Below are 23,796 nucleotides of genomic sequence, written 5' to 3'. Positions count from 1 at the left end.
CGATGAAATCAAGCATTAGTAAAACCAGTGGAACTTACCCTGACACGGATTTCCACTGGTTTTTAGGATTTTTATCAGACTAACTTCCACTTCTACTAGCGGTGGAACTTAGTTTGCGAATTTACCAATTTTTTCGTGATTTTTCTTTTAAAGTTCTACTGTCAGTACTTGACCTTGCTTAACAACCTGTTCTCCGGCAATATAAACATCATCTACATCACTAGATTTAACTGCATAAACCAGATGAGAAAGCATATTTTCTTGGGGTTGGAGATGGATTTTTCCTTGTGGTTGAATAACGAGAAAATCTGCTTGCTTTCCGACTTCTAGACTTCCTATCTGATTTTCCATTCCTAGGACCTTAGCCCCTTCGATTGTCAGAGCCTTGAGGGCTGTTTCGATTGGGAATTGGCTGGCATCCCCACTTTTCATCTTCTGAAGAAGGGCTGCAGTCCGTCCTTCCTCAAACATATCTAGATTGTTATTGGAGGCAACCGAATCCGTCGCAATTCCGACTGCTACTCCTGCTTTTTGCAGTTGAATGATAGGAGCAATCCCTGATGCCAGTTTGAGGTTACTAATAGGATTGTGGGCAATAGACACTTGAGAAGTTGCCAAGCGTTCAATTTCTCTCTCGTTTAATTCGACCCCGTGAGCAAAGACAGACGGATGATCTAAGTAACCCAGTTCTTCAAGAAAGGCGAGGGGGCGTTTGCCGTATCGTTTCAGGATAATTCCTGACTCCTCCTTGGTCTCCGCCACGTGGATATGGATTGGAATAGCAAGCTCTTTTGCCATGTCTAAACTTTCTTCCAGCAAGTCTCTATCACAGCTGTAGGGAGAATGTGGGGCTACCATCACCTTGAAATTTGGATTTTTATATCCAATAATTTCTTCAATGATTGCTCGAGTTCTGCTTATGGTCTCAGCAGTTGTCTCTGCCTCTGAAGAAAAAAGAGTCGGTGAGAAATAACAACGCATCTTGGAAGTTTTCACTGCCTGATAAATCCGTTCAATATCCACACCATTGGGATTATACATATCGTTAAAGGTTGTTGTTCCTGACTGGAGCATCTCTGTCAGAGCTTCTTTAACCGCCTTAGTAGTCATGTCGGGAGTAAATCCTGCTTCTGCAGGCCAGATATAGTCATTGAGCCATTCATGGAGATTGCTATCATCTCGAATTCCTCTCAATCCGGTCATAGCAGAATGGGTGTGACAATTGACCAAACCAGGCATAATCCAGGCTCCCTGATAGTCTATAATCTGCTCAGCTTGCTCTATAATCTCTGACTGCTCTTGACCAACATAGACGATTTGAGAATCCTTAACGGCTAAGATTCCATCTAGATAAACATGGAAATCTTTGTCACAAGTCACGATATTTACATGCTGAAAGACTTTCATTACAGGCTCCTTTTCTAAAAACAATTTAAAGTGAATAATTTTTCTAGCTATTGTAACAAAAAAGTCACCCGAAGGCAACTTTTTTATCTATAAGAGTTCGAAATTAGAATGGCTTATTCAGAGCTAAAAGCTGTAGCTTGCTGCATTTGGTAATACTTGCCCTTTCGAGCCATGAGTTTCTGATGGTTCCCATACTCAACAATGTCGCCATCCACTAAGACTAGAATCATATCCGCATCCTGAATGGTTGACAAGCGGTGGGCAATGATAAAGCTTGTGCGCCCCTTCATGAGTTTAGCAAAGGCATCCTGTACCAGCACTTCTGTCCGCGTATCGATGGATGAAGTTGCTTCGTCTAAGATAAGAATCTTTGGAATAGCCAGAAAAACTCGGGCAATAGTCAAAAGCTGGGCCTGACCAGCAGAGAGAGATTCTCCAGCATTTTCCAACTTGGTATCGTAACCCTGTGGCAACTGTTGGATGAAAAAGTCTGCATTGGCTGCTTTGGCAGCAGTAATCACCTGCTCCCGACTGGCTTTAGGATTTCCAAAGGAAATATTGTCATGAATGGTTCCTTGCTTGAGCCAGGTTTCTTGGAGCACCATACCAAACTGCTGGCGTAAAGAGGCGCGACTATAGTCATAAATGGATTTCCCATCCAGCAAGATATCTCCCGAGTTAATGGGATAAAAACGCATGAGGAGATTAATAAGGGTTGATTTCCCAGCACCTGTCGGACCAACAATAGCTACCTTACTACCAGCTGGAATATCAATAGATAAATCCTTAATCAAAATCTTTTCAGGATTGTAGCCAAAAGAGACATGTTTAAAGGAAATAGCTCCCTTAACTTGGTCACTGGTCAAGACTGCTTTGCCTGTTTCAGCTACCTCAGGACTCTCTAAGACTCCATAAACACGCTCTGCGCAAGCGAGAGCACTTTGCAACTCAGCTAGCACTGAAGAAATATCGTTAAAGGGCTTAGTGTACTGTTGGACATAATTCAAAAAAGTCACTAAACGCCCGATAGTCAAGGTAGAGCCTATCATTATACGATAAGCTCCCACTCCAGCTAGAAGCGCATAAATGAGCGCATTTACAAAGCGAGTCGAAGGATTAACTGTTGAAGAATAAAAGATAGCTGACTGAGAATAACCTGCATAATTGGCATTAGCCTCGTGCAGCCTTTGGATAAACTCTTCCTGAGCATTAAAGGACTGGATAATGGTCTGCTGGCTCAACGATTCTTCAATTAATTGTGTCTGAATCCCCCTCGTCTCTGTTTGCTTCTGGAAGAGATGATAGGATCTCTTGGCAATAAAGCGTGAAATTACCATAGACAGTGGCGTCAACAGCAAGACCAAAAGAGTCATGAGGAGATGAATTTGAATCATGGCTAGAATGCTGACTAAAATCATCAAGACACCAATAAAAAATTGGTTAAATATCATGGTCAAACCAGCTGCTAACTGCTCGATGTCTGTGGTCACACGACTGACCATCTCTCCACTTCCTTGACGATCCACAAAAGCAATCGGTAACCGATGAAGCTTATGTATGATTCGCTCTCGCAAGTCTCTGGTATAAGAGAAGATTAGGCGATTATAGAGAAGAGGATTGACCCACTGTACAAGGGTATTTCCTATGACCACCAAGATCATTTGGAGAAAAATCTGCCAAAAAACTGGTGAAGAGCCCGTCACTAGGACTTGGTCGATGACCTGTCCGATTAAGATTGGTAGGTAAATCGATAAACCAACCTGGGCAATAGTTCCTAGAAAGGCTAGAAAAAGAAGGAAGGGATGACTTGCTAAATCTTTGGCCAAACGTGTGAATGTTTGATTTGCAGTTTGTCGTCTCATGCTAGTCCTCCTTTCCATGTTGGGATGCATTGATTTCTCGATAGACTTGACTGGATTTCATCAAGTCCTCGTGCTTGCCGATAGCTAGGAGCTCCCCTTTTTCCAAGAGGAGAATCTTGTCTGCCATCTGAAGCGTCGAAGTCCGTTGAGAAATCAAGATTAAACTTGTATTTGGCAGGTTTTCTCGGATAGCTTTCAAGAGCTTAGACTCAGTAATAGTGTCCAGTGCTGAGGTCGCATCATCTAGGATGAGAAACGGAGTCTGGCGCAAAACTGCTCGTGCGATGGACAGCCTTTGTTTTTGACCGCCCGAGAAATTTCGCCCTCCTGCCTCAACTATGGCATCCAAGAGTCCTTCCTTTTCACTGACAAAATCCTTTGCTTGCGCAATTTCCAAGGCCTGCCAGAGTTCTTGGTCTCTTACTTCTTGATGTAAACCTAGAGTCAAGTTGGAACGAATGGTTCCTTTAAAGAGTTCGACTTTTTGGGGCACATAGGCAATCCAAGACCGCCACTCCTCTAAATTACTAGGACTAGATCCATCTCGATAAAGGTCAATGCTCCCCTTGTCTGCTGGATAAAGTCCAAGTAAGACTTGCACCAAGCTTGATTTACCAGAACCCGTCCCTCCGATGATACCAAGGATTTGCCCTTGCTGCATATCAAAGGAAATGTCTCTCAGAGAAGGCTGGGCCGCATCAGGATAGGTAAAGGTCAATTCTTGGACTTGTAAAATCTGATTGCTGGTAACTTGCTTTTTCTCTAATTCTAAATAAATATCTTCTGGAGCCTCAGCAAAAACTTCCTCGATTCGCTTGGCAGAGATATAGGACTGATTGAGAGAATTTATCAGCATAGCTAGCTTAACCAATTCCACCAAAATCTGTAAGAGATAGTTGATAAGGGCAATGAGAGCACCTTGACTGAGCAATCCTCCTTGAATAGAAATATAGCCTTGCCATATAATAACGAGGAGAGTTCCATTTACAATCAGATAGGTCAGGGGTGTTAATAAACTGGACCAGAAACCTGTCTTTTCTTGTAATCTAGCATAGACTTGGTTAAGAGTTTGAAAAATCTGTAACTCTCGTTTTTCTTGTCCAAAAGCACGAATAACCCGCATTCCTTGTAATTGCTGACGTGTTTCCTGAACCAGTTGATCCGTTTTCTTTCTCAGACTGCTGTAGAGAGGATTAACCAGTCTAGAGAGCCCTACAATAACAATGGTCAAAATGACAACCATGACCAAGAACCAAAGAGTCAGCTCAGCTGAGATTCGATAGGCCATAAAAATGGCTCCAAAAACGATAATAGGCGCTCGTAAAAAGAGACGCAGGAATTGATTGATACCAGTCTGAATCTGGTAGGTATCCGAAATCAAGCGAGTGACCAAGCTAGAAGTGGTCAAACGATCTCTGCTGTCCTTGGGCAAGGAAAGAATATGGCGATAGAGGTCACCTGTCAATTCTTTGGCAAATCCAACCGCAGCCTTAGCTGAGTAGAACTGGGCTATTAAGGCTACTACCACACCAATCACTGCAAAGATAAGGAGCAACCCAATCTGCATCCAGAGATGTCCTTGATTTCTCTGGGGCAAGGATTGGTCAACAATCCCAGCAATCACCATGGGAACCAAGAGCTCAAACACAGCTTCTAGTAACTTGAACAAGGGGGCTAAAATGGATTCCTTGATGTAGGGTTTAAAGTAAGATAATAGGTGTTTCATAAATCCCTTCTATTCGTATTCTGGAAATGAAGAAAGTGGGAAGTACCCACCCTCTCTGTTTTATTTGTTTAAGTAAGGCAGTAGATAGCCATATCCTTCCTCTTCCATCTCATCCTTGGATACAAAACGCAAGGAAGCCGAATTGATACAGTAACGGAGGCCACCAAACTCACGCGGTCCATCTGTGAAAACATGACCCAAGTGAGCATTCCCCGACCTAGAACGAACTTCGATTCGCTCCATTCCATGGCTGAGATCCTTGTAATAATGAATCAATTCCTTGGAAATCGGACGGCTAAAACTTGGCCAACCACAACCTGAGGCGAACTTATCCTTGGCAAAAAAGAGTGGCTCACCCGTCGTAATATCTACATAAATCCCTTCTTCAAAGGTTTGGTCATAGGCATTGGTAAATGGAGCCTCTGTAGCAGCTTCTTGGGTAACACGATAGGACTCTTCAGATAAACTGCCCTTTAACACCTCTTGACTAGGCTTTTCATAGTTAGAGGCATCAATCAATGGCTTATCAGCATCGGTCACATCGATATGACAGTAACCTGAAGGATTCTTCTTAAGATAGTCTTGGTGGTAATCTTCAGCTAAAATATAGTGGCGAAGTTTCTCCACCTCTACTGCAATCTTTCGCCCAAGCATGCGCTCCTGCTCCTGCACCACTGTGTAGATAGCTGGCAAGTCTGCTTCATCCTGGTAATAAATCCCCGTTCGATATTGGCGACCACGGTCATTCCCTTGTTGATTGATGGATAAAGGGTCGATGACTCGGAAATAATAAAGTAAAATCTCTCTGAGTGATACTGTCTTCTCATCGTAAATCACTTGAACTGTTTCTGCATGGTCTGTTTCCTTGAGCAGCTGGTAATTGGTCGTTTCGACTTGTCCATTAGCATAGCCAACACTGGTTGCTAGCACTCCCGAAATGCGTGAAAAATATTCCTCTAAGCCCCAAAAACAACCGCCTGCTAGATAAATTTCTGCCATCTTTATTTCTCCTTTATCAAGTTTTTAACTAATACTCTTCGAAAATCTCTTCAAACTACGTCAGCTTACATCTGCAACCTCAAAACAGTATTTTGAGCTAACTTCGTCAGTTCTATCCACAACCTCAAAACAGTATTTTGAGCAGCCTGCGACTAGCTTCCTAGTTTGCTCTTTGATTTCCATTGAGTATAAACTTCTTTTCAAAAAAAGGATAGGAAGCCCTCTGGTCGAGAGTTTCCCCATCCTATCATCTATTCTTTATTTTGCTTCGACACGGACACCTTGGGTATCAACTTTCAAGTCATGAAGTTTTCCTTTGAAAGGTTGCTTTTCCAATTCTGCCTTAATCGCCGGCATCTTGTCATGAGAAGCCAAGACCATAACTGTCGGTCCAGCACCAGAAAGGTAGGTTGCATAGGCACCATTTTCTTTGGCTACTTGCTTAATCGTCGCAAATTCTCTCACCAAGTCCTGACGGTAACGTTCGTGGAAGAGGTCTCCCTCGATTGCTTGCCCAGCGGTCACCATGTCTCCTGCCAACAAGGCCGCAACCGCCACATTGGCGATAGAACTAGCAGCAACAGCTTCTTTGTAGGACAATTTTTTAGGCAAGACACCACGGCTGTCTCGAGTACGCAATTCATAGTTTGGAATGTAGGCTAGGAAATCACACTCTGGGAAGTCAGCCACGATAGCTGAAACTTGTCCATCAACAGAGCTTGCAATAACGAGATTACCATAAATGGCTGGAGCCACATTATCAGGATGTCCTTCAATCTTGGTCGCCAACTGCAATTTTTCATGGTCTGACAAGTTGAGCTGGCCCAGTTGGTTGGCTAGTTCAATACCAGCAACAATAACCGAGCTAGAAGAACCCAAGCCACGCGCCAAGGGAACATCACTGGTCATTTTCAAACGTCTTGGGTGCAAGTCTGGTACAATTTGCAAAGCGATTTTGAGCAAGAGATTACGTTCGTCATGTGGAATCCATTTGCCAATCTGGTGTTCAATCAACCACTCATCTCGTTCTTCACAGACCTCGATTTGAAGGTACTTGGTTACAGCTACACCGACCGAGTCAAAACCTGGCCCGATATTGGCACTGGTTGCAGGTACAATAATCTTCATCTTATTCTCCTAGCACCTTGAAGGTATTCAAGAGGTCGAATTCTGAAACCTTCTTCAATTCAGCTGAGACATTTTCAAGTTGAGATTTATTAATCTTGTGTGTAATGATAACGACACGCGCCTTGTCACCCTCTTTTCCGTCTTGGAGGATTTGCTTGAAGGAAATATCTTGAGCATTAAAAATTTCAGCCAACTTCAAGACCTGACCTTTTGAGTCTGGTGCCAAGATTGAGAAGTAGTAGTTTGCTTTAACATCCTCAGGATTTGCCAAGACCAAGTCACGGCTGTATTCGTTGAAGTCTTTACCGATGGTTCCATCATTCAGGCGACGAACGATACGAACAATATCAGCTACAACACTTGTTGCAGTTGGTTTTTGACCAGCACCTGGTCCGTAGTACATAGACTCACCAATACCGATAGATTCTACAAAGACAGCGTTCATTACGCCATTCACACTGGCAAGTGGATGCGCTTTAGGAAGGAAAGTTGGAGTTACTTCTGCAGCAATTCCTGAAGGAGTTTCCTCGATAGAACCAACCAATTTCACTACATAACCAAGCTCTTGAGCTACAGCTACATCTTCTGGTGTGATGTTGCGGATTCCCTTGTGGGCTACATCATCAAAGGCAACCTTCATGCCAAAGGCAAATTGGCTCAAAATAACCATCTTGTAGGCTGCATCAATCCCATCCACGTCATTTGTCGGGTCGCTTTCTGCAAATCCTAGACGTTGCGCTTCCGCAAGAGCATCGTCGTAAGACCATCCTTCTTCCACCATCTTGGTCATCATGAAGTTAGAAGTTCCGTTGACTACACCAAGCACGCGCGTGATTTTATCAGAAGCCAAGGAATTTGCCAAAGTACGAAGAATTGGAATCCCACCAGCAACTGCTGCTTCGTAGTAAAGTGCTACCTTATTAGCTTTAGCGATTTCTAACAATTCTGCACCATGGACAGCCAAAAGGTCCTTGTTAGCAGTAACAACGTGTTTTCCAGCTTCCAAGGCACGAGTGATAAAGGTCTTAGCAGGTTCGATACGTCCCATCAATTCCACTACGATGGTAATATCTTGGTCTGATAAAATATCATCCACATTGGTTACAAAGTTAAAGTCATTCCCTGCTACAAGCAAGCGATTCTTTTCTTCTTCATCCTTGACCAATACCTTAGCAACTTCGATATCTGAATGTGCTGATTGATTGATTTTTTCTCCATTTTCCTTTAGAAGGAAAGGCACGCCACTTGCAACGGTACCAAATCCTAGTAAAGCAATTTTAACTGTCATGTTTGTCTCCTCGAAATTTTCTAATATAGCCATTATAACAGAATTTTGTGAAAATTCCTATTATAGTAAATCACTATTTCAGTCTAAAAAAGAAAAAACGAATCAAACGATTCGCTCTTCTTAAAATCTGGAAATAGCTTTCCAAAAATGATTATCCAATCTTTTGCAGATTAATCACCGCATCGTGATTCATCAAGACTTGACCATACTCCTGCAAGACTGAGCGACTGATGTCACTATCATCTGCAAACTCGCGCATACGGGCCAAGAGCCAAGCTGGATATGGACTTGGATGATTTTCAATATCCACTAAAATGGTCAAATAATAGCGCTCATTCATCTTGTAAAGTTCAGAAGTTTCCATCTCAAAAGTCACTGTCTTGGCAAAAGCAACCAAATCAGTTAATTTTGCGAAAGAAAGGATGTAATAGATGTAAGGCTCTTTCTTACTTTCAACTCCTTGTTCATCCTGCTCTTGCTCTTCTTCCTTAGCTTCGACTTGCTCTAGAGATTGAATCGCTTCGATATCATCCTTGGTTTTATCTGCGATGCTTTTTTCCAAAGTTTTGATAAATTCATCAGGCGACATTTGAGCCAATTCTTCCATATCTGGTAAATCCGATAAGTCTTCAAAATCTAGATTTTGGTCAATCTTTGATTTGGTTACAAAAACATCTACCTTATCAGGTTTTGGAGTCACACGGAAGCTCAACATACCTGTATCCAAAAAGCTCTCAGGCATCTCTAGCTCATCCAAGATAGCATAAAAGAACTCTTCTGTTTTTTCTTGAGGAACAAGAAAGTCAGCAATCTCCATGCCACGATCCATCAAATCCTCTAAAGACATCGTGATTTTCAAAGTTGTATCACTAATTTGTTTCATTTTCATTGCTAGTAACCTCATACTTTCAGTTCTATCTATTATACTAGATTTTTACGATTTTATCAAAAGAATGAAGCGAGAATGTGATATAATACTAGAGACCATTTTACAATACAAGAAAGAAAGTACAATGAAAAATATAAAAGTTAATGCACTGGCTAGCTTACTAGTCAATGTTCTCAATATCGTTTTTCCTCTGATAACCAATCCTTATCTAACACGGATTCTCAGCAAATCCAATTACGGTTATTTCAATACCGCCAATACCTGGGCTAGCTTTGTCATTCCTTTAGCCGCATTTGGAATCTACAACTACGGGATTCGAGCTATCAGTAAGGTCAAGGACGATAAGAATAAAATCAACTATGTCTTTTCTAAGTTGTTTTATATTTCTGTTTTCACTTCTATCCTGACAACTGGTATCTACTTCCTTATTATCTTTTTTGACACCAGCATTGAAAATCTTAAAGTTCTCTACTATATCTTAGGTGCACAGGCACTCTTCCAATTCCTCAATATCGAATGGATGAACGAGGCTTATGAAAACTATGCCTTCATCCTATATAAGACCTTAATTATCCGGATTTCTATGTTAGTTGGAATCTTCACCTTTGTAAAAACAGCAGATGATATTGTTCCTTATGCCATTGTCATGAGTACCACCACTATTCTAAATTATCTACTTAGTTTTCTTTGGATCAAGAGAAAAGTTTCATTCGTTAAGATTAGTTTTGTGGAATTAACCAAAGAATCTAAGCCTCTCTTTACTATGCTGCTATTAGCAAATTCCAGTATGCTCTATGGCCTGCTCGATAGAATATTCATAACCAATGGACCTGATGAAAACTACATTTCTTATTATGCGATCGCTTCCAACATCGTTATGTTAATTGCTGGTGTCCTAGGTGGAGCTATAAACGTAAGTGTTCCACGTCTCAGCTACTATCTTGGAAAAAAAGATTACAATTCCTATAGATCTCTTGTGAATCAAACAGCATCATTTTTCTATTTCCTCATAATTCCAACAAGTATTGGAATTATGATTTTAGGAAGTTATGCAACCGTTATTTATTCTTCTGAAAAATATCTTGAGGCGGGAATCATTACTAGCATTTTTGCTTTTCGAAGTGTTATCTGGGCCATTGAGTTGATTCTGGGTAGACAAATTATATTTATTAATAATCACGAAAATCGTCTAACTGCCTTTTACTTTATTGGTGGTGGATTAAATTTCCTACTCAACTGCTTCTTGTATTTCAATAATATATTTTCACCAGTATACTATCTCGTCACTACTATAAGTGCAGAAATCATAGTCGTTCTACTTGAAATTCACTTTATCAAAAAATATCAGTTACTTAAATTGAAAGAAATTTTCACATTTCTTATGCGCTATAGCATTGTCTCACTAGGATTTATTCCCATTTACCTAACTTTTAAAACGCTCTTTCAAATAACGTCTTATACAGTAACTTTGAACATGATTCTCATGGTTCTCTCTACCATTGTAGGTTGTACTATTTACTACCTCTTAACACTCTTTATCACAAAAGATAAAACACTCCACTATGCCCTAAATCTTATACTAAGTAAGATTAAAAAAACAACCAACTAATCATTATGTTATTAGTAAATTTTCAATAAAAGCGACTTCTTTTGTCTCTTTGTCAACTGTAGTGGGTTGATGAAAAGTTATAATCTGGAGAGGACCAACTTGGTTCTCTCCTTTTTGATGTTCAAAGCGATGAGGATTCTAGTTTTAATTGAAGTTTTTAAAGTTCCGGAAGCCAAAAGTATTGCACTTGATGACCTTAATGATGTTATTAGTAGCCTCTAGTTTCGCGTTTGAGTAATGCAGCTCCAGTGCGTTCATGATTTTGTCCTTATCTTTCAAAAAGGTTTTAAAAACAGTTTGAAAAATAGGATTTACACAAGAAATCGTTTCTTCAATCAATTCAAAAAAATGGTTTGTTTATTTCTCTTGGGAATGAAATAGTAATAGTTGATAGAGTTCATACCTCTCTCTATGTTCTTGAGAGTATGCAGGGAGCTTTTCGAGAATCTCATTATTAGTCCAGTGTGAGCGAAAAGTAGGGCGATAAAATCGTTTATCACTCAGCTTACGACTATCCTGCTGGATGAGCTTCCAGTAGTGCTTGACAGCCTTGTATTCATGGGATTTTCTATCGAATTGGTTCATGATTTGAACACGGACACGACTCATAGCACGTCTGAGATGTTGTACAATGTGAAAGCAATCAAGTACAATTTTTTCATTTGGGAAAAGCTGTTGAGCTATTCAGAAGACTTGAAACACCACTACAATGTCTATCAGCTCTTACTTTTTCACTTTCAGAATAAGGAATTTTTTGGACTTATTGAGGACAAGCTAAAACAGGTTCATACTCTTTTTCAGACTGTCTTTAAAACCTTTCTCAAGGACAAAGAGAAGATTGTCAACGCACTCCAATTACCTTATTCCAACGCTAAATTAGAAGCGATCAATAATCTCATCAAACTTATCAAACGAAATGCTTTTGGTTTTCGGAACTTTTACAAATTCAAAAAACGGATTTTTATCGATCTGAATATCAAAAAAGAAAGGACGAAATGTGTCCTTTCTCGATTTTAGTTTTTCTTCAACCCACTACAAATAGCATAGAGCTGACAATTCAAGGTCATACTTTCCTTTAATTTGACATAATCTACAAATTATATGTGACCACACCTAGAACATTTTTGTTTAGGTTTTTAATTACTTGGAGCTGTTCTTCAAAGTTTTTATATCTAGTTATACCATACTCTTCTACAAATAAAATGTTGTCAGAATCTAATACAGACTTAATGTTATTTATATTTCCAATGACAATATTTTCTGGCAAGGCTTTAGCATATTGCTTAGAAAATTTATCAAAAACATTTTTATTTGTTGCTATAACTAATAAGTTCTTATTTCCATTCTTATATTGTATAACATCTTTAAAATTAGCTACAGTATCTAATTTCACTACAAAATCTATACCATATTTTTCATAATCTCCAGCTCTATTAATAGTTGGATTAAAGATATACGCTACTACGTTAACAAATATTACTAAAAACAGAGCCCCAATTCCGAGTATAATCACACGAATGAATAACGTAACTTTATTTACTCCAGATTCTATGTCATTTTTTTCAAGTTCTTTTGAATAAACTGTCCCCAATTTTTCAATTGTGACACCAGAGTATGTCTGTTTATATTTATCAATCAAATAATCCAATTTCTGTTCAATAATATCATTCGCCAATTTACTTGGTGTTAATATTTTCACTGTAATCCCTGCATTATTTAATAAATAATTTACTTCTATCTTTTTGTTCCAAAAATCAAAATTTGAGTTTTTAAGTGTAACCTCAGATGTCATTAATTCTGATGCAATTTTTTTCATATCTGATTCTGACTGGTCATTGAATAAATAAGCTCCATTTAAATTGGATTGAATTAAACGTCCATAGAAATCACTATATCCTCCAATCGTGTTACTATTAGGAGTTTTAGTTTCAACTTCTGGCGCTATGATTTTATACGAAAGATAACTAGAATAATTACTAGTATCCTTTACAACAGACTTTGTTGTAAGTACTTTATAAGAGTATGGAATAGCTAAACAAAGAAATAAAACTATTAGTGAAACTAGATTTAATACTCTTCTCTTATAAATATTTGCAAATAAATCTGCAATCGAATAATTATCAAACATTATATATCTCCTTTATTATTAACTGTGTATTTTACTTTTCTTTCTATTAGGGTTGCTGCAAAAAATATAACAAAAACAATTCCCCAATATTGCAATGTAACTAAATTAAAGAAACTCTCTGTAAAGCCTCCTCTCGGCATAAAGAATAGATTATTTAAAATTAATAACGTAATACTGAATAATAGTACTCCGGATTTATAAGCTGATTTTATCATAAATATGAAACCTATCCCCATTAGAATACTCAACAGAAATAGTCCAAGCATTCCATAATCAGTATACATTTCCATTATATAGCTTCCACCTATGCCATGACCTGCCAAATAATCCTGTTTCAAAACAATATACGAAATATTGTGAGCGTATCTGTCACTTTCAAGAGCTAATTCTAGACTATTATTAGCACTAGTAAAGGGAGTTCCACCAAATAAAATTCCTAAATTCCCTCTGGTGATATACTCAATTATAGGACTAAATGTATAATTTCTAAACTCTTTTATCGGTAAATTACTTCCATACAAGTATCCTCTGGCTAAAACACCAAAACTTGTACCTTGTTTGTAGATAAAATCCACCAATAACTCAGCTATACTCATATTCCCAATACCTTGTCCATCACGGGCATAATTCAAGAAGCCCATAATAAGCATCATGATAGGTGTCCCTATATAGAGCATAGATTTTTCTTTTACACCTATCCAAACACCTTTTTCTGTCTGATTTCTCACAAAAAAATAAACAAATGAAAAAATCAAACTTAGTACAAATGGGTTTCTTGTTCCTATTAAAAGATTGAATACATTTGCAGTAACAAAGAGGCCTAACACTATCGTAGAATGGCGTTTATTTGGTTTTGTAGCTAGATATATACACATAGCATAAACTACAAACGTTGATAATGTATAGGTGAAATAAGGTAGCTCACTTTTGAAATCAGCATAATATTCATAATATGAAACATTTAATCTGTACATTAATCTTTCGATTATTCTTACTAAGTAAAATGGATACGAGAACAAAAATACTGATAACGATACTTTCCGTACACTATCTATAAATCGCTTATTTTTGAGGGCTTTAATCTCTTCTTTTAATTTGTTTTCTCTTTTAGAAATTAAAAGACCTCCTATAGTTATGCCAATAATAGAAACAATAACAGCCAAAAATGAAAATCTATAGACATCTTCCTGATAAGTATTTATTAGTCCATATTTAAAATAATCGATTGTTGGTCTAGAAACCAAAAAAAGAAATATTGTAATGTAAAAAATAAGATGGATTATATAGTACTTTATATTGTTAAAACAATATAAAGTACTACTAACAATAAGCATAATTAAAGTTAACAATAAGGTTACAATTGAGTCATCATATATATATATAATTCCTAAAAAAATAGTTATAGTATAGCTAAATAGCGTAATTAAATAATACAATTTTTTCCATTCTATTATCAAATAATCACCTCATTCCTATGTGTACTAACTTAAAATACATCCCCATTAGAAATAACATCATTCTTAAAATTATATAAGTATTCCGATAGTTCTGATTCTATAACCTCTACTTCCGGAATATAATTAACATCTCTATTGTAAACTTGTAAATTATTCACAGATATATTCGGATTGAAATACCTAAATTTTTCTTTGTGATGGATACAATCTATACCTATGAAGTTTTCTATTTTTTCTTTTGTTTCTTCATAATGTAAAACTAAATCTTCAAAATTTAATCTTAATGTTAAAGTCTCTGTTTTTTTCTCATTTTCTCTCATCATTTTGTAATAATTACAAAATGTCTTAACATCTGTTGGGTATGGCACCTCTTGATTTCTTGGCTTCCAAAAGTATTTATTCATGATAAATACATCTCTGGGATCTCTTGAAACAATTATTGGAAGCAATCCATCAATTTTATAATTATCTATTAAATTAAGATTATGAGGTAATAAAAGTTGGTCTAGTACTATATTCTCTTCTGTATCGGATATTTGTTTTATAACATCAACAATAAACTGTCTACTTTTTTCATAAAAGTCATCCGAAGATACCATACTCATTTCTAATTGTACTTGTTTTAATTTTGCAGTTTTTTTAAATATAACTCTCTTTATAATTCTTATAAACCAAGCTATTTTTGATGGTTTTTGATAATAGTACCATACTCCACGATATTTACTCGTTATTATCGAATCTAAATAACTATCTACTATATTCATGAAATTTTGGGAAATTTTTTCTTTATAATTAGCAATTCCCCAACCACCATAAATATACAATTTTTTCATAAGTTTTCTGAAACTCTTTACAGCTTCATCACTCCTAATAACATTGTTATTATAAAGCAATTTATACTCTAAATCAAATAATCCATCAGGTGCATGTAAAAATACATATTCAAAGTCTGAATTTTTCGTGTTTATTCCTTCATATTCTCTTAATAAATCTGTCACAGCTGAGGATCCACTTCCCATATAACTCATAGGAATTATTATTTTATCCATAATTTGTTCACCTATAGTTCATTAATTATTTTTTTGATACTGACAATCTGTTTATCTAAGGAATATTTATCAACATACTTCTGACATACTTCCGAATTAATGAATCTATCTTCCTTCTTTTTACTAAGCTCTTCTATAAGATAGTTACAAATTTCTTCATTATCATCAGAAACAAATCCACATTTTTGATTATTATATAATTCTTTCGTCCCTCCTACAGGAGTACTAATAAACCCCTTTCCTAACGTTAACGCTTCCACCAAAACTGTAGGAAACCCTTCTGCTTCTGATAATAAAACAACATAAGATGCTTTTTTTATGTATGGATATGGATTGTCAACATATCCTAACATAAATACATTTTTTTCTAAATGATTGTCAACTACAAATTTACTAACGTATTCCTCTAAATCACCTTTCCCTAATAAATATAATTTTTTATCAGGTATTTTCTCAACCACATTCTTAAAAACTTCTAACAATCTCTTAATCCCTTTAGCTTCCTCTATACGTCCTAAATAAATGAGACTGTCATCTTCAAATTTAATATTTACATCATCAAGAGATTTAGTGTGAATTTTTTGAAAATCGTATCCATTATATACTAGCTCTATGTTTTTAGCATATTCAGGATAAATTTCTTTGATAGACTCTGATGTTTTTTCTGATATACTTATTATTTTGTTAACATGTTTTAATTTTTTACCTTGTCTAATTCTAGAAAATTTATGGTTTTTTAGATTATAGATTGTTCCATGATTCCAAGATATTGTTTTCACATCATTACTAAGTAAGTAAACTGGATATAAATAATTAAAAGCTATTTCATAATCATATTTTTTACTCGTTACTAGATATCTAAATAATTTTGGGAAAAACAAAAATAGGTTCCACTTAATTTTATTAAAAAAACTGGAATTTTCTAGGTTTTTGAATATAGGTTTTAGTACATTGACTTTTCTAGTGTTACTTTCTCCAATACCACGATGATTTATCTCTAAAACATCAATATCATACTCATCACTTAATCCATTGGAAATGTTTTCCAAAATTTTTTCGGCTCCGCCCCCCAAACTAAAAGACCATGTGATAAATAAAATTTTCTTTTTACTCATATTTCACCTATTTCAATAACTTTTTCACTATACTTTTTTGATTAAATTTAATTAAATACATAAGTAATTTTCTCTTCAATGGTTGACTCTTTAAATACTGATTGTGTATCCAATTAGGATATTTTTTATTTATTTTTTCAAGGTACTCTTTTAATAGGGGAGATTTTTTATCAATTCTTAAAATATTAGCGTATCCACCATACAACATATGGTACCAGTTATAATATTCTAACTCTTCTTTATATTCCCCTGGATAATTTTCTGTATAATAGGCTTCTACACTGTTTAACATTACTTCTATATCTCTTATTTTATTAATAGGAGTTCCGCCACGCATAATAGAACCTTCTGTTAAATAATATTTGTATATGCTAAAATTAAAATATTTAGCCCTACTTACATTAGGCCATAATTTTGCCACAAACTCAAAATCTTCATATAAATAACCACTTTTAAAGGTTAGTTTAGTTCTTCTTAAAAATTCTAAATCATATATATAATGCCAGACAGCATTCGTCAGAGTGAAAAGTTTCTTTTCTTTATTAGGAATAAGTATAGTATTTTCTTGTATTCCCATACTTATAGTCTCTAATTTACTGTAATCATATCCTACTCGATAATCAAATATATTTACTTCTTCTAGTTTTTGATTAGCTATAAATTCTATTGCTCCTTCATCTATCTCATCATCTACATCAACAAACCATAGATAATCTCCACTAGCCTCTTCTAAAATTACTTTTCTTACATGAGCAATTCCTGCATTATCTTGAGTTACAACTTTTATAAATGATAATTTATCACTATATTCTTTTAATATTGTTTTACTATTATCTTTTGAACCATCGTTTACTATTAACAATTCTAACTCTATGTTTTCTTTTGCTTTCTCATACTCTTTGAGTATAGAATCTATACAGCGGGATATATATTTTTCTCCGTTGTATACTGGTATGCCTATCGTTAATTTCATTCTTTTTTTCCTATTATTTCTTTTATAAACGAATATACTCTCTTAGAATTCTGATCATCGTGTATTCTAAAAAACTTTTCAATTTTTTCTTTGTATCTATCTTCCAAGATCCACTTATTATTAAATTGTTTTTGAATATCTGATATTAATTCATCTAGGGTATCTATTGATTTTCCGAAGCCATCTTTATAGTCATAGTATCCTTCTTCGTACTGACCCTCCCTAAATTTTTTATAATCAAATTGATAAAACAAAACTGGCTTTCTCATATAAGCAAAATCCATAAATACACTTGAATAATCTGTAATTAAGAAAGCTGACTCTTTTAATAGTTCTTGTATATCATATTTTTTCCAATCTGCCAATATTATATTATCCGAATAAGTTTTAAATTCTTGTAGATTGTTTTGCATATTCCTATGCGGATAAAAAATTAAAGTTAAGTCATTCACTTCTAAAAAAGCTTTTAGGTCCTTATTCAATAAAAACTCATTCCATTTTTTAAAATATTCACTTTCTGTAAAAGTACTACCTTCATTAAAGTCAGTTCTAGCTTTAGTATTTAAGTTCAACCATTCTCTCCATGTAGGCATTACAAGAATTTGATTATTTTTTACAATGGTATTATGGAGGTTGTCAAATCTAGGAAAACCTAAATATTGTACATATCCACTAGGGTAACCAAACTTTTCCTTTATTTCTTTGTACTCTTGTTCTGCTCCACATATAAAGCCACGCATCTTTGTATTTTCATAATATAGCCATTTAGCATCAGAAACCGTTATTCCATGTTGTAAAAATACTTTATTGGTTTTTAATCCTAAATATACTTCCATAAAATTAAATACAGCTGGATTAGGATTTCCTGCTTTCTGTGTACTTACATTTACTCCCGCACTAAGATAATAAACCCAGTGTTTAAAAGACCAATACTGGATACATTCTCCTAACTCTTTGACTTTATGAGCATCAGGAGATTTCAAATCAATAACATATATTACATTTTCCTCTGGGTGATTTTTTCTAATATATTTAAACAACCAATATCCATTATCTCTAGCTTCTTTTTCACTTTCGCATATTAGTATTAGATTCTTATTCTTGCGTCTGAAGAATAGAGAAATAACATAGGCTATAGGAAAAATAAATATAAGCGAAATAATATCTCTTATAGAAATTAATCTTAGTTTTTCTACAAAATTTCTATTCATCTGTATACCTCCTTAGAATCTTTGTGAAGTTTGATCAAACTTTCCACCTTGTTTGCTTTTTTCATTTAATAAACTGTTGATAGTTGTGATATTATTTGCAGGGTATTGCTTTCATGGACAAAGTAACAGGTGTGATTTATAATCCTGCTGATAAGGTTTGATATAGGTTGTTTCCTTGTCACGAATGGTAATAAAAAGATTGCGGTCGACAAAATCCTTATTACTCTTTGACAAGAAATAACGTTCATCTGCATAACGAGGCCATAATTCTGCTAATTTTTCATAATCTTTACGGGGCATAAAAAAATCTAGATCATCATCCCAAGGAATAAAACCCTTGTTTCGAAGGGCACCAATAGCACCTCCACCACAAAGATAACAAAGCAAATCATGTTCTTTACAAAAGGCCACAAAATATTCAGCCATCTCCAGACTTCGAGCCTGAATTGCTTTTAAATCAGTCATATTGTTCATTATTCTTTCTATCGTATCGCTACATTATACCACAAATAAGGGATGAAAATCTATTGCAGACTGTAAAAAATCAAAGCTTGACTGCTGGATAAATAGCCTTCAAACTCTGATTTTTCTATCTTATCTCATTCCCATTTGAGCGAGCTTGGTTTGATATTTATTTTGGTCTACTAAGAGTGCCTGTCCTCCATAGACATCATAGGCATCGACCCAATCACCTAGTTCTGGAACCGTTAATCTCTCAATGCCATTTTGTGCTCCATCTAGGAAGGATAAACCATTGGTCAATAAGAAACTATAAGGAACATTCGTAGAGGTCATCCCAAAGACCTTACCAAGTGCTTCTGATCCAGTAAAGAGTTTGGTTGGATCCTTGAGTTGCTGTAGAACAGCTGTCAACACTTGCTGTTGTCTCTTGGTACGACCGTAATCACCTTCATCATCATCACGGAAGCGTGCATAATTGAGCAAGGTTGAACCGTTCATCTGCTGTTTCCCAACTTTGATAGTCTGGGTTGGAGACTCTGTTTCTGTAGCATGCAAGTCATCTCCCACCGTAGCTTCGGTTAAAGGTTGACCTTCTAAGGTTGAGAATTTGGCATCAATCGTCACCCCATCAGGGAAGAGAGTGTCAATAGCGGTTGCGAAGGCCTGGAAGTCTACCAAAGCATAGTACTTAATGTCCAAGTCAAAATTGTCTTTTAGGACTTTCCGAACCATTTCTGCCCCTTTTTGACCTTCTTGCTCACCTAGTTCATAGGCCACATTTAACTTGTTATCTGTTTGTTTCTTCCCATTGATAATCTTACTATATCCATCAATATAAACTAAGTTGTCACGCATGAAGCTGACCAGCTTGATTTTCTTATCTGAGCCACCAACGTTTAAGACCATAATAGAGTCCGTTCTCGTTTCAGCACTGTTTTGGCCAATCCGTCCATCCGTCCCCATAATCAAAATATTAACCCCATCCTTGGTATCTTGACCATGAAAAACTTCTACTTGAGCTGCCTTAGCATTGGCAGGTTTATTTGGGTCCGCGTTTGAATATCCTTTTAGGAACATAAAAATCATGCCAAAACCGACACAAGCTAAGAGGGCAAGCAATCCTGCAAAAATGCGCCCCCAACGAATCTTACGTTTTTTGGACTTAACCTTTGGAAGAGAGTGGCTTTTCTGGTATTTTTTTGCACGGCTACGGTTACCATAGGATGTAAGAGGAGACTGATTGATTGGTTCCATGAAAGACTCTTCCATATCATGATTTTCATTATGAATTTCGGGTGAAGCTTCACTACCACTAGCCATATTTAACTTACCTTGCAAGTAAGCAAACTCTTTTTTCTCTCGCTCATTGAGGTAATGAATGTTCTTAAAAAGATAGTCATAACGCAACTGCTCGTGATGGCTTAAGGGATTTTCTTTGCTCATCTTCTCTCCTTTCCATGGTCTGATATTGGATAAATAGGATAGGCACCCAGAACTTTATACTGGATTCCAATCGCTTCTAATTCTTTTTGGGCAAAGTGGACCAAGTCCTTATCAGCATAATCCACATCGATAATGAAAAAGTATTCTCCCAGTGCTGTCTTGAGTGGCCGACTTTCAATTTTTGTCAGGTCAATTCCTCTCCAAGCAAAGGTCGACAGGGCCTTGTAGAGTGCACCTGGAAGGTTGTCAGGTAAGGTCAAGGCCAAACTCATTTTCTCAGTTTGTGCTTGCAAGGGAATAGCTGCACCTTCAGCTCCCAGAACCCAGAATCGTGTGAAATTGGCTTCCATTTCCTGAATATCCTCGGCAATCAGTTCCAAGCCATATTCTTCAGCAGAACTTCTAGGTGCAATTGCTGCATAAGGCTGGTCTGGATGTTCGGAAATAAAACGGGCCGCATAGGCTGTACTAGCTGTTACCTCGATTTGGGCCTCTGGATACTGTTCATCGATGAATTTCTTTCCTTGAGCCAAAGCCTGTGGATGTGAAAAAATCTTTTCAATCTTAGTGTGACCTGAAACCACCATCAACTGCTGATGAATAGGCTGAACGATTTCTGCTGCTGCTTGGATGCGAGCCTGATGAAAAAGGTAGTCCAAGGTTTCATGCACACTACCCTCTATAGAATTTTCAACTGGCACCACAGAATAGTCCACCAAGCCTTGCTCATAGGCCTTGATGACATCTGTAATGTTGGCAAAGGCTTGCAATTCCTCCTGAGGAAAAGCTGTCTGCACAACGTGGTGTGAAAATGATCCCTTGGGACCTAGATAAGCAATTTTCATCTCAGTTCCTCTATAATTTCCTCTGGGCTTAGCTTGGTCACATCCAAAACCCGACTAGCCACTTCCTCATACCAAGCCTGTCTTTCTTGGAACATAGCTGCTAATTCTTCCTTGCTATTATTTAGAAAAAGCGGGCGCTTATTGTCCTGATCAGCTGCAATACGTTGGTAGAGGGTTTCAAAATCAGCTTTCAGGTAGATATTATCAGAATTTGTCTTTAGTAAGTCACGATTTCGCTGAGAAACGACCACTCCTCCACCAGTTGACACAACTTGGTCTCTTTGTAGTAAATCAGCTAGGATTTCTGATTCTATCTGACGAAAGGCTTCTTCTCCCTTTTCAGCGAAAAAAATCGCAATAGACATTCCTAAGCGCTTCTCTATCAGAGCATCCATATCAAGGTAATTAGGGTCCAAGCCTCTTGCAATAGTCGATTTGCCAGCTCCCATAAAGCCTAATAACACCTTAGCCATGAATCAAGCTCTCCAAATCATCAAAGAAGCTAGGGTAGCTGGTATTGATGACTTCTGCACGGTCAAGCTCCACCTTTCCATCTGCTACCAAAAGAGCTGCGATAGCTGTCATCATGCCAATACGGTGGTCACCAAAAGTATTGACCCTAGCACCGTGAAGGGCTGATTTTCCTTTGATAATCATTCCATCTGCTGTAGGTGTGATATCCGCACCCATGCTATTTAAAGCGTCTGCCACAACCTGAATGCGGTCTGTTTCTTTGACTTTAAGTTCCTCAGCATCCTTAATAACTGTTACACCTTGGGCCTGGGTTGCCAGAAGAGCGATAATTGGCAATTCATCAATCAAGCGTGGGATCAAAGCACCACCAATCTCTGTTCCTTTTAAGTCAGAAGATTCAACAGTTAAGGTAGCAGATTTAGCGACTGGGTCAATATCAGTCATTTCCAATTTTCCACCCATGGCACGAATGACATCAATAATACCAGTACGCGTTTCGTTGATACCCACATTTTTAAGCACCACACGAGAGTTTGGAACAATCAAACCTGCGACCAACCAAAAGGCTGCACTGGAAATATCTCCTGGTACGACCACCTTTTGTCCAGTCAGTTTTTGTGGCCCTTGGACTGTGATTTTCTTACCGTCCACACTTAAATGACCACCAAATTGTTGCAGCATATCTTCAGTATGATTACGGGTGCACTCTTTTTCGATAATTACAGACTCTCCCTGAGCCTGCAAGGCCGCAAACATCAAGGCTGACTTGACTTGGGCAGAGGCAATTGGCAACTCATATTGAATAGGTCTTAGGATTTTCGTCCCTTTTAAACGCAAAGGAGGCAAGTCTCGCTCAGTTTGCCCTGAAATGTTAATACCCATTTTTTTCAGCGGAATCGTCACACGGTCCATAGGTCGTTTGGAAAGACTATCATCGCCAAACATTTCTACTTCAAAGTCTGCACCAGCAAGAACACCTGAAATCAGGCGAATCGAAGTTCCAGAATTTCCCATATCAAGGGCATTTTGGGGCGCTTTTAAGCCTTCCATACCTACACCTTGAATAGTGATCACATCGTCTTTATCCTCAATAACAACACCAAGGTCACGAAAAACCTGCATAGTTGAGAGCACGTCCTCACCACGCAATATATCATAAACCTTGGTCTCACCCTCAGCCAAACTTCCAAAGATAATGGAACGGTGGCTGATAGACTTGTCACCTGGAACTCGGATACTGCCGTGTAAGTGGCGAATGTTTGTTTTTAGTTTCATACTAGACCTCATACTTGCAATACTTTTACCTATTTTATCATAAAAAGCCAGAAATTCCTTAAAATTTCTGACTTTATGATAGTTATTTTCTTATTTCAGCAATTCTGAAACTGGTTCGAAAACAATTTTTTCAATGTCAGAAAGGTAAATGGCCAATTGTTGTTGCTTGGTAAAGAATTCTGACAAGAGGCTGTTCCCCTGAATCTGCTTACCAAAGCCTTCCATTTTAGCTTGGAAGGAAGCATCTGGCATTTGCCCTGTCTGGGCTAGTTTTTGAATTTCCTCTTGAAAGGCAACATACTCTGTAAAGATTTTGCTCGCCTCAGCATCTGCTGAAATCGCATCTTTAGCTGCTTTGACAGCTTTGTATTCTGGTAATTCGCGTAGACCGCGACTGAGTTCATTTGCACTATCGTAAATATTTGACATAATTTTCTCCTTATTTATTTCTTTTAA

At 37.0% G+C, this 23,796-nt stretch carries 19 protein-coding genes and 3 pseudogenes; 2 read left to right on the top strand and 20 right to left on the bottom strand.

All coding sequences use genetic code 11. The features are described 5' to 3' along the window. Positions 1 to 147: 147 nt before the first annotated feature. From QM818_RS05870 to mecA, 7 genes are all read right to left on the bottom strand, one after another. Positions 148 to 1,407, bottom strand: a complete 1,260-nt coding sequence (locus QM818_RS05870; protein ID WP_078238287.1) for a TRZ/ATZ family protein — start codon at positions 1,405 to 1,407, stop codon at positions 148 to 150. Between the two features lie 113 nt (positions 1,408 to 1,520). After that, positions 1,521 to 3,269: an ABC transporter ATP-binding protein gene (locus QM818_RS05865; RefSeq protein ID WP_261081369.1), complete on the bottom strand. Its 1,749-nt coding sequence runs from the start codon at positions 3,267 to 3,269 to the stop codon at positions 1,521 to 1,523. Between the two features lies 1 nt (position 3,270). Continuing rightward, complete coding sequence (locus QM818_RS05860; protein ID WP_049511057.1) at positions 3,271 to 4,995, bottom strand: ABC transporter ATP-binding protein; 1,725 nt, start codon at positions 4,993 to 4,995, stop codon at positions 3,271 to 3,273. A 60-nt stretch (positions 4,996 to 5,055) separates the two neighbouring features. Then, positions 5,056 to 5,994, bottom strand: coding sequence for a peptide-methionine (R)-S-oxide reductase MsrB (gene msrB, locus QM818_RS05855; protein WP_261081370.1), 939 nt, complete (start codon positions 5,992 to 5,994; stop codon positions 5,056 to 5,058). Between the two features lie 258 nt (positions 5,995 to 6,252). Further along, the gene (gene thrB, locus QM818_RS05850) at positions 6,253 to 7,122 is read right to left on the bottom strand and encodes a homoserine kinase (protein WP_261081371.1); all 870 of its coding nucleotides are present in this window, start codon (positions 7,120 to 7,122) and stop codon (positions 6,253 to 6,255) included. 1 nt (position 7,123) lies between these two features. Further along, positions 7,124 to 8,410 (bottom strand): homoserine dehydrogenase, encoded by a 1,287-nt coding sequence (locus QM818_RS05845; protein WP_261081372.1) that lies wholly within the window; start codon positions 8,408 to 8,410, stop codon positions 7,124 to 7,126. A gap of 151 nt (positions 8,411 to 8,561) precedes the next feature. Further along, entirely contained in the window at positions 8,562 to 9,299 is a 738-nt protein-coding gene (gene mecA, locus QM818_RS05840; RefSeq protein ID WP_261081373.1) for an adaptor protein MecA, read from the bottom strand. Between the two features lie 124 nt (positions 9,300 to 9,423). Here mecA and QM818_RS05835 point away from each other — a divergent pair, with 124 nt between their 5' ends. Then, complete coding sequence (locus tag QM818_RS05835) at positions 9,424 to 10,908, top strand: oligosaccharide flippase family protein (protein WP_261081374.1); 1,485 nt, start codon at positions 9,424 to 9,426, stop codon at positions 10,906 to 10,908. Positions 10,909 to 10,985: 77 nt separating this feature from the next. Here QM818_RS05835 and QM818_RS05830 read toward each other — a convergent pair. Beyond that, a pseudogene (locus tag QM818_RS05830) lies at positions 10,986 to 11,592 on the bottom strand (transposase); the annotation flags it as partial. Between QM818_RS05830 and QM818_RS05825 the strand changes: the two are divergent. Then, positions 11,575 to 11,925: pseudogene (locus tag QM818_RS05825) on the top strand (transposase); the annotation flags it as partial. The pseudogenes QM818_RS05830 and QM818_RS05825 overlap by 18 nt on opposite strands. A gap of 73 nt (positions 11,926 to 11,998) precedes the next feature. Here the strand turns inward: QM818_RS05825 and tarQ are convergent. The 12 genes and pseudogenes from tarQ to QM818_RS05765 form a co-directional block, all read right to left on the bottom strand. After that, positions 11,999 to 13,036, bottom strand: coding sequence for a teichoic acid biosynthesis protein TarQ (tarQ, locus tag QM818_RS05820; protein WP_414300020.1), 1,038 nt, complete (start codon positions 13,034 to 13,036; stop codon positions 11,999 to 12,001). Further along, entirely contained in the window at positions 13,036 to 14,490 is a 1,455-nt protein-coding gene (locus tag QM818_RS05815; protein ID WP_261038658.1) for an O-antigen polysaccharide polymerase Wzy family protein, read from the bottom strand. The genes tarQ and QM818_RS05815 overlap by 1 nt, the downstream gene beginning before the upstream one ends. A gap of 32 nt (positions 14,491 to 14,522) precedes the next feature. After that, on the bottom strand, positions 14,523 to 15,542 hold the full coding sequence (locus QM818_RS05810; RefSeq protein ID WP_261038655.1) for a hypothetical protein: 1,020 nt from the start codon (positions 15,540 to 15,542) through the stop codon (positions 14,523 to 14,525). Positions 15,543 to 15,553: 11 nt separating this feature from the next. Then, positions 15,554 to 16,657, bottom strand: coding sequence for a glycosyltransferase (locus QM818_RS05805; RefSeq protein WP_261038656.1), 1,104 nt, complete (start codon positions 16,655 to 16,657; stop codon positions 15,554 to 15,556). Positions 16,658 to 16,664: 7 nt separating this feature from the next. Further along, positions 16,665 to 17,630 carry a glycosyltransferase gene (locus tag QM818_RS05800; RefSeq protein WP_084927399.1) on the bottom strand — a complete coding sequence of 322 codons (966 nt, stop codon included), beginning with the start codon at positions 17,628 to 17,630 and terminating at the stop codon, positions 16,665 to 16,667. Then, a complete protein-coding gene (locus QM818_RS05795; protein ID WP_414300019.1) occupies positions 17,627 to 18,841 on the bottom strand; it encodes a CDP-glycerol glycerophosphotransferase family protein in 1,215 nt (404 codons plus the stop codon). The genes QM818_RS05800 and QM818_RS05795 overlap by 4 nt, the downstream gene beginning before the upstream one ends. 141 nt (positions 18,842 to 18,982) lie before the next feature. Beyond that, positions 18,983 to 19,315, bottom strand: a pseudogene (locus QM818_RS05790) (LicD family protein); the annotation flags it as partial. Between the two features lie 120 nt (positions 19,316 to 19,435). Further along, positions 19,436 to 20,746 (bottom strand): LCP family protein, encoded by a 1,311-nt coding sequence (locus QM818_RS05785; RefSeq protein WP_414300018.1) that lies wholly within the window; start codon positions 20,744 to 20,746, stop codon positions 19,436 to 19,438. Beyond that, positions 20,743 to 21,591 (bottom strand): prephenate dehydratase, encoded by an 849-nt coding sequence (gene pheA / locus QM818_RS05780; protein WP_261080982.1) that lies wholly within the window; start codon positions 21,589 to 21,591, stop codon positions 20,743 to 20,745. Before pheA ends, QM818_RS05785 begins: the two co-directional genes overlap by 4 nt. After that, complete coding sequence (locus tag QM818_RS05775; RefSeq protein WP_261080983.1) at positions 21,588 to 22,064, bottom strand: shikimate kinase; 477 nt, start codon at positions 22,062 to 22,064, stop codon at positions 21,588 to 21,590. Before QM818_RS05775 ends, pheA begins: the two co-directional genes overlap by 4 nt. Continuing rightward, a complete protein-coding gene (gene aroA / locus QM818_RS05770) occupies positions 22,057 to 23,340 on the bottom strand; it encodes a 3-phosphoshikimate 1-carboxyvinyltransferase (RefSeq protein WP_261080984.1) in 1,284 nt (427 codons plus the stop codon). The genes QM818_RS05775 and aroA overlap by 8 nt, the downstream gene beginning before the upstream one ends. Positions 23,341 to 23,430: 90 nt before the next feature. Beyond that, a complete protein-coding gene (locus tag QM818_RS05765) occupies positions 23,431 to 23,769 on the bottom strand; it encodes a YlbF/YmcA family competence regulator (RefSeq protein WP_000065978.1) in 339 nt (112 codons plus the stop codon). Positions 23,770 to 23,796: the final 27 nt, after the last annotated feature.

The sequence above is a fragment of the Streptococcus mitis genome, assembly GCF_047464035.1.
GTDB classification, from domain to species: domain Bacteria; phylum Bacillota; class Bacilli; order Lactobacillales; family Streptococcaceae; genus Streptococcus; species Streptococcus mitis_DX.
This window is presented reverse-complemented; position numbering and strand designations above follow the sequence as displayed.